12 protein-coding genes and 1 pseudogene are annotated in these 12826 nt (G+C 71.8%); 5 read left to right on the top strand and 8 right to left on the bottom strand.

Annotation, left to right across the window (positions count from 1 at the left end):
- Positions 1 to 63: 63 nt before the first annotated feature.
- Positions 64 to 921 carry a hypothetical protein gene (locus tag AB0I41_RS01565; RefSeq protein WP_357100573.1) on the bottom strand — a complete coding sequence of 286 codons (858 nt, stop codon included), beginning with the start codon at positions 919 to 921 and terminating at the stop codon, positions 64 to 66.
- 37 nt (positions 922 to 958) lie between these two features.
- Positions 959 to 2803 (bottom strand): phosphoenolpyruvate carboxykinase (GTP), encoded by a 1845-nt coding sequence (locus AB0I41_RS01560; protein ID WP_357100570.1) that lies wholly within the window; start codon positions 2801 to 2803, stop codon positions 959 to 961.
- Between the two features lie 449 nt (positions 2804 to 3252).
- Between AB0I41_RS01560 and AB0I41_RS01555 the strand changes: the two genes are divergently transcribed.
- Both AB0I41_RS01555 and AB0I41_RS01550 read left to right on the top strand, forming a co-directional pair.
- Positions 3253 to 3789: a GtrA family protein gene (locus AB0I41_RS01555; protein WP_357101191.1), complete on the top strand. Its 537-nt coding sequence runs from the start codon at positions 3253 to 3255 to the stop codon at positions 3787 to 3789.
- A 63-nt stretch (positions 3790 to 3852) separates the two neighbouring features.
- Complete coding sequence (locus tag AB0I41_RS01550; RefSeq protein WP_357100567.1) at positions 3853 to 4569, top strand: GtrA family protein; 717 nt, start codon at positions 3853 to 3855, stop codon at positions 4567 to 4569.
- 94 nt (positions 4570 to 4663) lie between these two features.
- Here the strand turns inward: AB0I41_RS01550 and AB0I41_RS01545 are convergent, their stop codons facing one another.
- Both AB0I41_RS01545 and AB0I41_RS01540 read right to left on the bottom strand, forming a co-directional pair.
- Positions 4664 to 5236 (bottom strand): PH domain-containing protein, encoded by a 573-nt coding sequence (locus AB0I41_RS01545; RefSeq protein ID WP_357100564.1) that lies wholly within the window; start codon positions 5234 to 5236, stop codon positions 4664 to 4666.
- A gap of 129 nt (positions 5237 to 5365) precedes the next feature.
- A complete protein-coding gene (locus AB0I41_RS01540; protein ID WP_357100561.1) occupies positions 5366 to 6241 on the bottom strand; it encodes a biotin--[acetyl-CoA-carboxylase] ligase in 876 nt (291 codons plus the stop codon).
- Between the two features lie 85 nt (positions 6242 to 6326).
- Here AB0I41_RS01540 and AB0I41_RS01535 point away from each other — a divergent pair, with 85 nt between their 5' ends.
- Positions 6327 to 7910 (top strand): acyl-CoA carboxylase subunit beta, encoded by a 1584-nt coding sequence (locus tag AB0I41_RS01535; protein WP_357100559.1) that lies wholly within the window; start codon positions 6327 to 6329, stop codon positions 7908 to 7910.
- Between the two features lie 50 nt (positions 7911 to 7960).
- On the opposite strand, the gene AB0I41_RS01530 is transcribed toward AB0I41_RS01535, so the two are convergent.
- From AB0I41_RS01530 to AB0I41_RS01520, 3 genes are all read right to left on the bottom strand, one after another.
- Complete coding sequence (locus AB0I41_RS01530) at positions 7961 to 8866, bottom strand: hypothetical protein (protein WP_357100556.1); 906 nt, start codon at positions 8864 to 8866, stop codon at positions 7961 to 7963.
- Positions 8866 to 9357, bottom strand: coding sequence for a SigE family RNA polymerase sigma factor (locus AB0I41_RS01525; RefSeq protein ID WP_357100553.1), 492 nt, complete (start codon positions 9355 to 9357; stop codon positions 8866 to 8868). Before AB0I41_RS01525 ends, AB0I41_RS01530 begins: the two co-directional genes overlap by 1 nt.
- A gap of 131 nt (positions 9358 to 9488) precedes the next feature.
- Complete coding sequence (locus AB0I41_RS01520; RefSeq protein WP_357100550.1) at positions 9489 to 10232, bottom strand: M50 family metallopeptidase; 744 nt, start codon at positions 10230 to 10232, stop codon at positions 9489 to 9491.
- A gap of 101 nt (positions 10233 to 10333) precedes the next feature.
- Here AB0I41_RS01520 and AB0I41_RS01515 point away from each other — a divergent pair, with 101 nt between their 5' ends.
- The gene (locus AB0I41_RS01515) at positions 10334 to 10885 is read left to right on the top strand and encodes a Uma2 family endonuclease (protein ID WP_357100547.1); all 552 of its coding nucleotides are present in this window, start codon (positions 10334 to 10336) and stop codon (positions 10883 to 10885) included.
- A gap of 123 nt (positions 10886 to 11008) precedes the next feature.
- Positions 11009 to 11764, top strand: coding sequence for a GH25 family lysozyme (locus AB0I41_RS01510; RefSeq protein ID WP_357100544.1), 756 nt, complete (start codon positions 11009 to 11011; stop codon positions 11762 to 11764).
- A 152-nt stretch (positions 11765 to 11916) separates the two neighbouring features.
- Here AB0I41_RS01510 and AB0I41_RS01505 read toward each other — a convergent pair.
- Positions 11917 to 12826: pseudogene (locus AB0I41_RS01505) on the bottom strand (serine/threonine protein kinase); the annotation flags it as partial.

Genomic DNA, 12826 nt, shown 5'->3' with positions numbered 1-12826 from the left:
TGCGGGTGGGGCCGCGCCGACGGGCCGTGGGCGGGGGCCGGGCTGGGGGCGGGTGGTGGATGGTCAGGGTGGGGGTGGTTCGGCCTGGGCGGCGCGCCGGAGGCCGTAGAGCGCGAGGGCGGCGGCGACGACGAGTGGGCCGCCGTCGCGGACGAGGCCGTCGACGCCGAGCAGCCACCAGCACAGCGGCAGGTGGACGGCGAGCACGCCCAGGGTGATCGCCGCCAGCAGGGTGCGGGCCCACCGCCGGCCGCGCATGAGGAACGCGGTGCAGAAGAGCACGGCGTAGCTGACCGCGATGCCGGCGAGGAACCAGATCAGCACCGCCGGCGCGGCGATCAGCCGACCGTCCAGGATGGCGCCCCCGGCCACCAGCGCCGGCACCAGCATCAGCGGGCTGTACGTGAAGGCGGCGACCCGGCTGGTGAGCAGCCACCCGGTGACCGGCGGCCGCTTCGGGGCGACCTCCCGCCAGGAGATCGTGCCGCCGGAGACGACCAGGGTCTTCCGGTGCCGGACGAGGTGCCCGCCGACCGCCTCCGAACGGTGCAGCAGCGCGACCACGCTCACGCAGAGCGCGGTGAGCAGGGCGAAGCCGAGCAGCCCGGGCAGCGGCGGCACCCCCTGCCGGGGCACCACCAGCCGGCCGACCGCGAAGACGGTGGTCACCGCGAGGATCAGCCCGAACGGCCGGGCCACGGTACGACCCCGGTCGACGTGCCCGACCAGCACCAGGAAGCCGAGCGAGCGGAGCATCGCCCAGCCGGTACGCACGGCCAGGCCGAACTCCTGCTCCGGGGCGTACCACCAGTTGAGCAGCTCGACCACGACGGTGGCCGCCGCCGTGACGACGAGCAGCGTGGTCAGCGCCCGGACGGCGGACGGCCGCCGGACCTCGGTGGTCGCGGCGGCCGTCCTCATGGGATCCGATGTTGCCCGATAGGGGCAACCGTCACACCTACCTCTGCGGCTGCTCCGCGTCGAGCCGGGCGCGCAGCGCGTCCAGTTCGGCCCAGAGGACGCCCGGCAGCTTGTCGCCGAACTTCTCGAACCACTCGGTGATCAGCGGGAGCTCCGCGCGCCACTCCTCCGGGTCCACCTTGAGGGCGATCCGGACGTCCTCCGGGGTCATGTCCAGGCCCTCGACGTCCAGCGCGTCCTGCGCGGGCACCATGCCGATCGGGGTCTCGACCGCGTCGGCCTGCCCCTCGATCCGCTCGACGACCCACTTGAGCACCCGGGAGTTCTCGCCGAAGCCCGGCCAGAGGAAGTTGCCCTCGGGGTCCTTGCGGAACCAGTTCACGTAGTAGACCTTGGGCAGCTTGGCGGCGTCGCCGTCGACGCCCTTGCCCATCTCGATCCAGTGCCGGAAGTAGTCGCCGGCGTGGTAGCCGATGAACGGCAGCATCGCCATCGGGTCGCGGCGGACCACACCGACCGCGCCGGAGGCGGCGGCGGTGGTCTCCGAGGAGAGCGTCGCGCCCATGTAGACGCCGTGCACCCAGTCGCGGGCCTCGGTCACCAGCGGGATGGTGTCCCGGCGACGGCCGCCGAAGAGGATCGCGTCGATCGGCACGCCGTTCGGGTCGTAGTAGTCCTCGGCGAGGATCGGGCACTGGGTGATCGGGGTGCAGAACCGGCTGTTCGCGTGCGAGGAGAGGCTGTCGCTCTCCGGCGTCCAGTCGTTGCCCTTCCAGTCGATCAGGTGCGCCGGCGGCTCACCCATGCCCTCCCACCAGATGTCGCCGTCGTCGGTGAGGCCCACGTTGGTGAAGACGGAGTTGCCGCGGTCCAGCGTCCGCATGGCGTTGGCGTTGGTCTTCCAGTCGGTGCCCGGCGCGACGCCGAAGAGGCCGTACTCCGGGTTGACCGCGTAGAGGCGGCCGTCGGAGCCGAAGCGCATCCAGGCGATGTCGTCGCCGATGGTCTCGACCTTCCAGCCCGGGATGGTCGGCTCCACCATCGCGAGGTTGGTCTTGCCGCAGGCGGACGGGAAGGCGCCGGCGATGTGGTGGACCTTGCCCTCCGGCGAGGTGATCTTGAGGATCAGCATGTGCTCGGCGAGCCAGCCCTCGTCGCGGCCCATCACGCTGGCGATGCGCAGCGAGTAGCACTTCTTGCCGAGCAGCGAGTTGCCGCCGTAGCCGGAGCCGAAGGACCAGATCTCCCGGGTCTCCGGGAAGTGCGAGATGTACTTCGTCTCGTTGCACGGCCAGGCGACGTCCTGCTGGCCGGGGGCGAGCGGGGCGCCGATGGAGTGCAGCGCGTGCACGAAGTCGGCGTCGTCGCCCATCGCCTCGAGGATCCTGGCGCCCATCCGGGTCATGATGCGCATCGAGGCGACCACGTACGGGCTGTCGGTGATCTCGACGCCGAACATGGGGTTCTCGGCCTCGACCGGGCCCATGCAGAACGGGATGACGTACATCGTGCGTCCGCGCATGCTCCCGCGGTACAGCTCCGTCATCGTCCGCTTCATCTCGGCCGGCGCCATCCAGTTGTTGGTGGGGCCGGCGTCCGCCTCGTCGACGGAGCAGATGAACGTGCGCTCCTCGACCCGGGCGACGTCCGTCGGGTCCGTACGCGCGTAGAACGAGTTGGGCTTCTTCTCCGGGTTGAGCCGGATCAGGGTGCCGGCCTCGACCAACTCGTCGGTGAGGCGCCGCCACTCCTCCTCGGACCCGTCCACCCAGACCACGCGGTCGGGGGTGGTCAGTTCCGCGACTTCTCTGACCCAGGCGAGCAGCTTGGGGTGGGCAGTCGGGGCCTGATCGATACCCCGAACAGTAGCCGGAGCAACCATGACACATCTCCTTGTGGTCGACGCTGACCGTTCTATGGATGCACGAGTCTGGCGGGCGCGAGCCGCGTCGCCGTCGTGGAAACCTGGGATTGCGCTCAGCGTAAACCGGGCCGAGCCGCGAGTCAGTGGTACTGGTTGTGAAGAACTGCACAAGGTACGGCCCAGCTGCGGCATCACGAGCTAATACCCGCTTTTGCGCGCAGTTTCACGCAACTCCTGCGGCGAACTGTTGTCGGCCGTCGGAACGGACGACGGCGAAGGGAGGAACAGGGCTTCCGGTGACAGGCACGCCGACGGGGCGAGCCGAACGGCGATCGGTCCACAAAGAGTCACCCCCCGCTCACCTCCGGGCGGCGTCGGAAGCCCGCCGGAAGGTGATCCGGGCCGGCTCGCCGTTGCTGCGCGTCCGGCTCGCTCCCGACCGGTACGCTCGGCGGGTGGCCGCGACGATGACCGGGGACCAGCCAGGGTCCCCGCAGACCCGCCCGGGTCTGGTCCGCACACTGCTGGACCGCTTCGGTCACCTCGTCCGCGAGCTGAGCAAGTTCGCCACTGTGGGCGGAATCGCCTTCCTCCTCGACTTCGCGCTCTTCAACTACCTGGCGAACGTGCGCGGCGTCGAGCAGGTGACCGCCAAGACGATCTCCACCGTCCTCGCGGCCACCGTCGCCTTCGTGGGCAACCGGTTCTGGACCTGGCGCCACCGCAAGCGCTCCAACCCGGCCCGCGAGTACGCGCTGTTCTTCTTCTTCAACGGGGTGGGGCTGGGCATCGCCGTGGCCTGCCTGGCGATCAGCCGGTACGGCCTGGGCAGCATCTGGCCGGCGGTGTTCCAGACGCCACTGGCCGACAACATCGCCAGCTTCATCGCCGGCACCGGCCTGGGGACGCTGTTCCGCTTCTGGGCGTACCGACGGTTCGTCTTCGTGGAAGCGGGAAAACCCCCGGCTCCGGAGGCGGCGCACGACCGGCCGTCAGGGGCGTGACCTGCCGCCCACCCCGTCCGGCCGGAACCTGCCGGCCCCGTCCACTGCCCTAAGGTGTTCCGCATGCGTCTTGTCCGTCTGCTGCCCGAGCGCTGGCAGAAGTTCATCCACGAGGCGCTCAAATTCGGCGTCGTCGGGGGCATCAACACCGTCATCAATTACGCGGTGTTCAATGTCCTGGCACTCACCGTTTTTGTCGACGGCCAACTGAAGGCGACGGTCATCGCCACCGTGGTGGCGACGATCACGTCGTACCTGATGAATCGGCACTGGACGTACCGGGACCGACCCAAATCAGCGTTGAAGCGGGAATATGCCCTGTTCTTCCTCTTCAACGCGACCGGCCTGGTGATCGAGCTGGGCGTCCTCGCCGCCGCCAAGTACGGCCTGGGCGTGCACAGCCTGCTCGCGCTCAACGTGGCGAAGACCGGCGGCGTGCTGCTGGCCACCTTGTTCCGGTTCTGGTCCTACCGGACGTTCGTGTTCCAGCCGGTGCCCGCGCACGCCGAGGAGACCTGGCACACCATCCAGCGGGACGAGTGGGACACCATGGCCGAGATGGACCCGGTGGCCGAACTGGCCGAGTCGGTCGGCGAGCTGGAGGAGGCCCAGCCGCAGCCGGGGCAACGCCAGGGCGCCCCCGCCGCCGAGCCGGTCTTCAAGCAGCCGAAGGGACGCCCGGCCCCGCTCGACGCGGGCCTGGGTAGCACGGTCGGCGCCGACCTCGACGCCGAGTTGGCCGCGGAGCTGCACGCCGGAACCCGCCGCCCCCGCCGCTGACCCGTCCCGGGCCACCCGCAGCCCTGCCTGTCTCCGCCGTGGCGGTGTCCGAGCGTCTCGGACACCGCCACGGCGACGTACCGGAGTCGACCGGTCAGCTGGTGGGATCGCGCAGCGGCTTGCCCTCGCGCATGTCGGCCAGGATGTCGCGCATCTCGCCGTCACCCAGCGAGTGCTTGTCGTGGTGGGCCTCGACCAGCTCGTAGAGCTTGGTCTGGACCTGGCCCACGGACGGGACGTCGCGCAGCACGGACTGGCCGCGCTCACCCGCCGACTCGATGGTGAGCGTGCCGCAGCCGAGCAGCCGCTCGACGAAGCGCTGGCTCATCGCGTGGTCGTTGATCCGGGTCAGCGGGATGTCCCGCCGGTCCCGGGAGAGCACACCCTGCTGGAGCAGCACCCGCTCGTTGGTGAAGAGGTAGTGCGTGGTGCGCCAGACCAGGAACGGCCAGAGGCCCAGCCACAGCGCCAGCGCGAGGACCAGCCCGGCGATCACGTACAGCGCGATCGTGCCGCCGTCGCCCTCGGGCAGCAGGACCCAGCCCGCCACCACGGCGGCGACGCCGAGGACCAGCACCAGGATCGGCCGCAGCAGCGCCTTCCAGTGCGGGTGCAGGTGCAGGACGACGTGCTCGTCCTCGGTGAGCACGTCTTCGGGGAACGCCACGGGAAACCTCCTCGGCACGGATCGGACGCGCTGACCGTAACCGGTCGCCGCGACCCGGCGGATCAGCGGGCGGCCCCGATCGCGCTCCGCGCACGAACGGACCACCGGCCGCCCCCGGACCGCGGGTCCTCAGCGCAGGTGCAGCACGTCCCCGGCGGCGAGCCGCCGCTCGCCGGCGCCCGTGTCGACCAGCAGCTGGCCGTCGGCGTCCACCCCGGTGGCGAGGCCGGTCAGCTCGTCGCCGTCGGGCAGCAGCACCCGTACCCGCCGGCCGATCGTGGCGCAGGAGGCGAGGTAGGCGTCGCGCAGGCCGCTGCCCACCGCGTCGCCGCCAGCCGTGCGCCAGCGGTCGTACCAGTCGGCGAGCGAGCGGAGCAGCGCCCGCAGCAGCGGGTCCCGGTCGGTGGCCGCCGCGCCGGCCAGTTGCAGCGAGGTGGCCGGCAGGCCGGTCGGGTTCTCCGGCAGCTCGTCGGCGCGAAGCGTGACGTTGAGCCCGATCCCGAGCACGATCGCGGGCGGCTGCGCCGGGGACGTGCCCGGCACCGCCTCGGCCAGGATGCCGCCGCACTTGGCGTCGCCGACCAGCAGGTCGTTCGGCCACTTCAGCCGGGCGTCCAGCTCGGCCAGCCGGGCCACCGCCTCGACCAGCGCGACGCCGGCGAGCAGCGGCAGCCAGCCGTACCCGGAGGGGGGCGCCGGCGGCCAGCCGGGATGGGCGACGGCCTCACCGGGCCGGAGCAGGACGCTGGTCGCGATGCCCGCCCGGGCCGGCGACTGCCAGACCCGGCCGCGCCGGCCGCGCCCGGCGGTCTGCCGCTCGGCGACCACCACCAGGCCCTCCGGCTCGCCGGCCCGGGCGGCCGCCTCCGCGTCGGCGTTGGTGGAGCCGGTCTCGGCCCGCAGGTCGAGCCGGCGCCACGGGCCGTGCGGCGCGGTCAGCGCGCGGGCCAGCCGCGCCGCGGGCAGCGGCGGGCGGTCCAGATCGGTGTACGGCGAGCCCGGCATCCCGCCAGCCTACGGGCCCGGCGACGGAGCGTACTGAGGTGTACTGCACAGCGGCGTCGTCCTGAACCATCGTTATATTCCCTGGGTGACTACCGAGACCGGGATCAACATCCACAGCACCGCGGGCAAGCTGGCGGACCTGGAGCGACGGGTCGACGAGGCGGTGCACGCCGGGTCGGCGCGCGCGGTCGAGAAGCAGCACGCGCGGGGTAAGAAGACCGCCCGGGAGCGGATCGAGCTGCTGCTCGACGAAGGCTCCTTCGTCGAACTGGACGAGCTGGCCCGGCACCGGTCGACGGCCTTCGGGCTGGAGAAGAATCGCCCGTACGGCGACGGCGTGGTCACCGGCTACGGCACCGTGGACGGCCGGCAGGTCTGCGTCTTCGCCCAGGACTTCACGGTCTTCGGCGGCTCTCTCGGCGAGGTGTTCGGCGAGAAGATCGTCAAGGTGATGGACCTGGCCATGAAGATCGGCTGCCCGGTGGTCGGCATCAACGACTCCGGCGGCGCGCGGATCCAGGAGGGGGTCACCTCCCTCGGCCTCTACGGCGAGATCTTCTTCCGCAACGTCCGGGCCAGCGGCGTCATCCCGCAGATCTCGCTGATCATGGGCCCGTGCGCGGGCGGCGCGGTCTATTCCCCGGCGGTCACCGACTTCACCGTGATGGTCGACCAGACCTCGCACATGTTCATCACCGGCCCGGACGTCATCAAGACGGTCACCGGCGAGGACGTGGCGATGGAGGAACTGGGCGGCGCGCGCACCCACAACTCGCGCAGCGGCAACGCGCACTACCTCGCCACCGACGAGGAGGACGCGATCGAGTACGTCAAGGCGCTGCTGTCGTACCTGCCGTCGAACAACCTCGACGAGCCGGTCGTGTACGAGGCCCCGGCCGACCTGGAGATCAGCGACTCCGACCGGGACCTGGACACGCTCATCCCGGACTCGGCCAACCAGCCGTACGACATGCACCGGGTCATCGAGCACGTGCTCGACGACGGCGAGTTCCTGGAGGTGCAGCCGCTCTACGCGCAGAACCTGCTGATCGGCTACGGCCGGGTCGAGGGCCGCCCGGTCGGCGTGGTGGCCAACCAGCCGATGCACTTCGCCGGCACCCTGGACATCGCCGCCTCGGAGAAGGCGGCCCGGTTCGTGCGTACCTGCGACGCGTTCAACATCCCGGTGCTGACCTTCGTGGACGTTCCCGGCTTCCTCCCCGGCACCGGTCAGGAGTGGGACGGCATCATCCGCCGCGGCGCGAAGCTGATCTACGCGTACGCCGAGGCGACCGTCCCGAAGGTCACCGTGATCACCCGCAAGGCCTACGGCGGCGCGTACGACGTGATGGGCTCGAAGCACCTCGGCGCGGACCTGAACTTCGCCTGGCCGACGGCGCAGATCGCGGTGATGGGCGCGCAGGGCGCGGTGAACATCCTCTACCGCTCCGAGCTGGCCGGCGCCGAGGACCCGGCCGCCGTGCGCGCGGAGAAGATCGCCGAGTACGAGGACACCCTGGCCAACCCGTACATCGCCGCAGAGCGCGGGTACGTCGACAGCGTGATCCCGCCGCACGAGACCCGCGCCCAGGTCGTCCGCGCGCTGCGGGTGCTGCGCACCAAGCGGGAGACCCTGCCGCCGAAGAAGCACGGCAACATCCCGCTGTAGCAGGTGTTCCGGAGATCCCCGCGTCCCTCGTGGTCGCGGGGATCTCCGTTTCAGCAGCGCGGGTTGGCGGCGACGCAGAGCCGACCGGCGGCGGTGCGACCGAGCGTCTCCAGCTCCGGGTAGCTCAGGCCGGAATCGGGAGGGGCGTCCTCGACCGCGTCCTTGACGGTGCCCGGGCCGGTCGCGATCACGGTGACCAGGTCGCCGACCCGTACCACCATGGTGACCTCGACCGGCGGGGTCGGCTCCGTCGTCTTCCCGGCGGCCCGGCTGCGCGGCGCCAGCGACCTGTGGCGCAGCATCACGGACTCGTCGCCGGCGAACCTGCTGTCCGACAGCTCCCACCGGTGCGTGTTCACGGTCGGCACCATCCCGCCCTTCAGCGGCATGGTGCCGGCGAGCTGCCACTCGGCACAGGCGCGGAGCAGCAGCGTGACGGTGCCGAAGAGCAGCTGACCATGGCCGGGGTCGACGCGGTAGACGTCCTGGCTGAGCACCGGACCCGACAACGCGGAGCGGTCCGCCGCCGGCCGCAGCAGCGTCTGCGACCGAGAAGAGCGGGACGTGACCGCCGTCGCCGGCACGCCCCGCTCGCGGCCGCACGACTCCAGCACCGGGTCGACCCGTACCGTCTCTCCCAGGCCGGCCTCGCCGAGTCGCACGCCGGTCTTCAGACGTACGTCCCCGGGGGAGAGCAGGGCCTCCTGCGGGATCTCGGCCCGTCCCGGGGCCGCCGTCCACACCGGAGTGGCGGCGATCGGCGGCGCCGGCGTCTCCGACCGCCCGGCCACCGCGTACGCGGAACCGGACAGCACCGCGAGCACGGCGGCCGCCGCCAGCGTCGCGGTACGCCGGCTGCGCCGCCGGGCCCGGGCCCGGATCTCCGCCGGCTCGGCCCAGCGGACCTCGCGCAGGTCCCGGTGCAGCCGGTCGACGAAGCTCAGGTTTTCACGCATCAGGCCTCCTCCAGGTCAGAGACGGCGAGCAGCCCGGCCAGCGCGGCTCGGCCCCGGGAGAGCCGGGCCTTCACCGTGCCGACGGGGGCCTCGGTCTGCCGGGCCACCTCGGCCACGGGCATGCCGAGCAGGTAGTACAGGGCGAGGGCGGTGCGCTGCTCCTCGGGCAGCCGGCGCAGCGCGGCGACCACGTCGACCGTGTCGACGCCGGGGGCGGGCACGCTCTCCTCGGCCCCGTGCCGCAGGTACGCCCGGGCCCGGCTGCGCAGGCTGCGCCAGCGGCTGACCGCGATCCGGGAGGCCACCACCCGCACCCACGCCTCCGGGTCGTCGTACCCGCCCACCGTCGACCAGCGCTGCCAGGCCCGGATGTACGCCTCCTGGACGGCATCCTGCGCCTCGGCCAGGTTGCCCGTCAGCACGTAGACGAAGCCGAGCAACCGTTGCCGGCTGCCCCGGTAGAACTCGTCGAACCCGTCGACGTCCGGCACCTGCATTACCTCCCCGTGGCGGTCGGAGGTGACACGCGCGGCGGCACCCCGCCGGTTGCCGGATCAGCCGATCATGTTCGCCGGCTCGGCCGGCGGGAAGCCGCCGGCCGTCCCGGTTCCCGCCGTCCCGTTCAGATGGTCAGGCCGGCGTCGGTGAGGATCGGGCCGGCGAGCAGCGCCGCGCCGACGGCCAGGGCGAGCAGGTTCACCAGACCGAACACGGTCACCCAGAACAGCGCGGGGAAGGGGGTCAGCCGGGCGAGCTGGTCGGCGTCGGACTGCGGCATCCCTCCCCGGCTGCGCAGTCGTTGCAGCTCCACGACCGGCCGTACCCCGGCGAGGAGCAGGAACCAGACCGAGGTCCAGGCGAAGGCGGCCTGCACCTGCGGCGCGGCGTACCAGGAGACGGCGAGCACCACCCCGCCGGTGACCAGCAGCGACAGCACGCCGAAGACGTTGCGGATCAGCACCAGCATGGCCAACAGCAGCGCCACCGCCACCCAGAGCAGCAGGGTGATCCGGTTGCCGCCGAGCAGCCCGGCGCCGGCGAGGCCGACCAGCGACGGGGCGACGTACCCGGCCAGCAGGGTGAGGATCATGCCGGGGCCGGTGGGACGGCCGGCGGAGAGGGTGAGGCCGGAGGTGTCCGAGTGCAGCCTGATGCCGCGCAGCCGACGCCCGGTGAGCAGGGCGGCCAGCGCGTGGCCGCCCTCGTGCGCGATGGTCACCGCGTTGCGGGCGATCCGCCAGGGCAGCCGGGTGGCGACCACCGCCAGCGCGATGACGGCGGTGACCAGGACGAGGAGTGGGGGTGGGTCGGGCTGCGCGCCGAGGAGTTTGTCCCAGAGGTCGCCGAGCCCGTCGATCGACACCATGGGCGGGGAGCCTACCGGCCCGAGCTGGTGTCGTTCCGTGGGTGCGGCCTCGTATCGTGTGAGACTGACCGGGTGGCGAGCGGATCGGGAGGTGGACGCCGGTGAGCGCGGCTCCCCTGGAACACCACGTCGGCCTCTGGACCGAGGCCGACTACCTCGCCCTGGGCGAGACGCCTGACCGGATCGAACTGCTCGACGGGAGCCTGCTGGTGAGCCCTGCCCCGAGCCGACGGCACCAGCGGGTGGCGCGCCGACTGGCGAACAGCATCGAGGCCGCGGCAGAACCTCGAGGACTTTCCGTCTACGACGCGATCAATGTTCGGCTGGGTGTGGACCGGATCGTCATTCCGGATCTCGTCGTGACCGACGCCGACGACGAAGGAACCTATCTCGACGTTGGCCGAGTGTGTCTCGTCTGCGAGATCGTCTCGCCGGGCAATGCCGCCGCCGACCGCCTCGTCAAGATGCAGCTCTACGCGATCGCGCGCATCCCGTGGTACCTGCTGGTCGAGCAGGACGGCGAGACCCACGCGCTGCGGCTGTACCGGCTCGACGGCGCGCACTACGTCGAGGACCGGGTGGCCAAGGCCGGCGAGACGCTGAGCCTCACCGAGCCGTTCCGCTGGCAACTCGATCCCGCGTCGCTTCGCTGACCGATACCGATCAGGCTGATAGCCAACGGCCGACGTCGATGAAGGTTTCCTCGGTCCCTCTTGCGATCTTGGGCAACCACCTCCAAGGATTGGCGTCAGTCGATCGCGTCCTCGGAGGCATCCATGACCCGTACCAGATTCTCGCTGCGCCGGCTCCTCGCCGCCGGCCTCACCGTCGCCGCCACCGCCGCCGCGGCCCTCGTCGCCACCACCGGGCCGGCGGCCGCGGCCACCACCCCCGGCATCGACGTCTCCAACTACCAGGGCAGCATCAACTGGACCAGCGTCCGCAACGCCGGCATCCAGTTCGCCTTCATCAAGGCCACCGAGGGTACGAGCTACAAGGACCCGAGCTTCAACGCCAACTACACCAACTCCTACTACGCCGGGGTGATCCGCGGGGCGTACCACTTCGCCCGGCCGAACATCTCCTCCGGCGCCACCCAGGCCGGCTACCTGGCCAGCAACGGCGGGGCCTGGTCGGCCGACAGCCGTACCCTGCCCGCCGCGCTCGACATCGAGGCCAACCCGTACAGCGGCGGCTACTGCTACGGCCTGAGCACGACCGGCATGCGCAACTGGATCCAGGACTTCCTCAACACCTACCGGTCCCGCACCGGCCGGTACGCGGTCATCTACACGACGACGAGCTGGTGGAACCAGTGCACCGGCAGCTGGACGGGCCCGTGGGCCAACCACCCGCTCTGGCTGGCCCGCTGGTCGAGCACCCCGGGCACCCTCCCGGCCGGCGCCCCGGTCTGGAGCTTCTGGCAGTACACCAGCACCGGCAGCGTCTCTGGGATCAGCGGCAACGTCGACCGCAACTACTGGAACGGCGACCGGACCCGGCTGATCGCGCTGGCCAACAACACCGCCTGACGGGCGCCGGACACAGGTTGGCGGCAGCCGGACCGGCGGTCACCCTCGGGGTCGACACCCGGTCCGGCTGCCGCCGTCGCCGTTCGCGTTCAAACCCGCCGTCGGTTGCCATCGGCACGGGCACGGATTCGCAGCGGCGCGATTCCCGTGGGTCAGTCCTGCCGGTCGGGCTTGAACCCCTTGGCGATCAGGTCGAAGTTGGCGAGGTTGGCCCGCCAGTCCTTCTCCGCGACCTCCCACCGGATGGCGTAGCCCCGGTTGCTGGCCGTGACGAAGCCCCGGTTGCGCACATGGATCCGGGTGTTGTCCCGGGTCTCCAGCCACTCCCAGTCGGCGCAGGTCTTCCAGAAGTCACAGCGCTCGATGCTGAGGTACTGATAGTCGTTGACGAACTTCTTGCGGTCCGGCTCGATCCGCTTCCACTCCGCCTTCGCGTCCGACTTCGGCGTGCCGGTCCACTGGACCAGCAGCTCGCGCACCCCGTTGGGCTCGTCGAAGACCACCGTGTCGGCCCCGGCGTTGCGGCGCACCCAGCCCTCCGGCAGCGGCAACGCGAAGCCCGCCGGGTCCCGGTGCAGCTTCCAGCCCGCCGGCAACGCGTTCGGGTCGGTGGACGGGCTGGTCGACGGCGTCGGGCTCGCCACGGCGCTGGCCGGCGGGGGCGCAGCCGGCGCGGACGTCCCGGCGGCGCTGGTCGGGCCGGCCTGCTGCCCGCCCTGCTCCGGGTCGTCGTCACCCCGGCCGAGCAGCGGCACGAGCACCGCGAGGCCGACCAGCAGCGCCAGCACCACCGCGCCGATCAGCAGGTTGCGCCTGCGGTTGCCGCGCTTCGTCCCGTCGTACACCGAACCGGGGACGCGGCCCGCGGGCGCGGCCGGCGGGCTCACCGGGGCCGGCATGACGGAGGTGGGGGTGGTCGGCTTCGGCGGCTCGACCCGGCTGGTCGGCTCCGCGTCGGCGGCAGGCTCCGGCCGGTCCACCTTGGCGGTCGGCGCGGCGTCCGCGCCGGGGGGCACCGTGGCGGTCGCGTCATCGGCGGCCGCCGGCAAGGCCGCCGCCGAT

This window comes from Micromonospora sp. NPDC050200 (genome assembly GCF_040656135.1).
Lineage (GTDB): Bacteria > Actinomycetota > Actinomycetes > Mycobacteriales > Micromonosporaceae > Micromonospora.
This window is presented reverse-complemented; position numbering and strand designations above follow the sequence as displayed.

Coding starts and splice junctions, on each gene's coding strand:
- AB0I41_RS01510 (WP_357100544.1), top strand. CDS start 11,009: ATGACCCGTACCAGATTCTCGCTGCGCCGGCTCCTCGCCGCCGGCCTC.
- AB0I41_RS01565 (WP_357100573.1), bottom strand. CDS start 921: ATGAGGACGGCCGCCGCGACCACCGAGGTCCGGCGGCCGTCCGCCGTC.
- AB0I41_RS01550 (WP_357100567.1), top strand. CDS start 3,853: ATGCGTCTTGTCCGTCTGCTGCCCGAGCGCTGGCAGAAGTTCATCCAC.
- AB0I41_RS01530 (WP_357100556.1), bottom strand. CDS start 8,866: ATGCGTGAAAACCTGAGCTTCGTCGACCGGCTGCACCGGGACCTGCGC.
- AB0I41_RS01560 (WP_357100570.1), bottom strand. CDS start 2,803: ATGGTTGCTCCGGCTACTGTTCGGGGTATCGATCAGGCCCCGACTGCC.
- AB0I41_RS01555 (WP_357101191.1), top strand. CDS start 3,253: ATGACCGGGGACCAGCCAGGGTCCCCGCAGACCCGCCCGGGTCTGGTC.
- AB0I41_RS01520 (WP_357100550.1), bottom strand. CDS start 10,232: ATGGTGTCGATCGACGGGCTCGGCGACCTCTGGGACAAACTCCTCGGC.
- AB0I41_RS01540 (WP_357100561.1), bottom strand. CDS start 6,241: ATGCCGGGCTCGCCGTACACCGATCTGGACCGCCCGCCGCTGCCCGCG.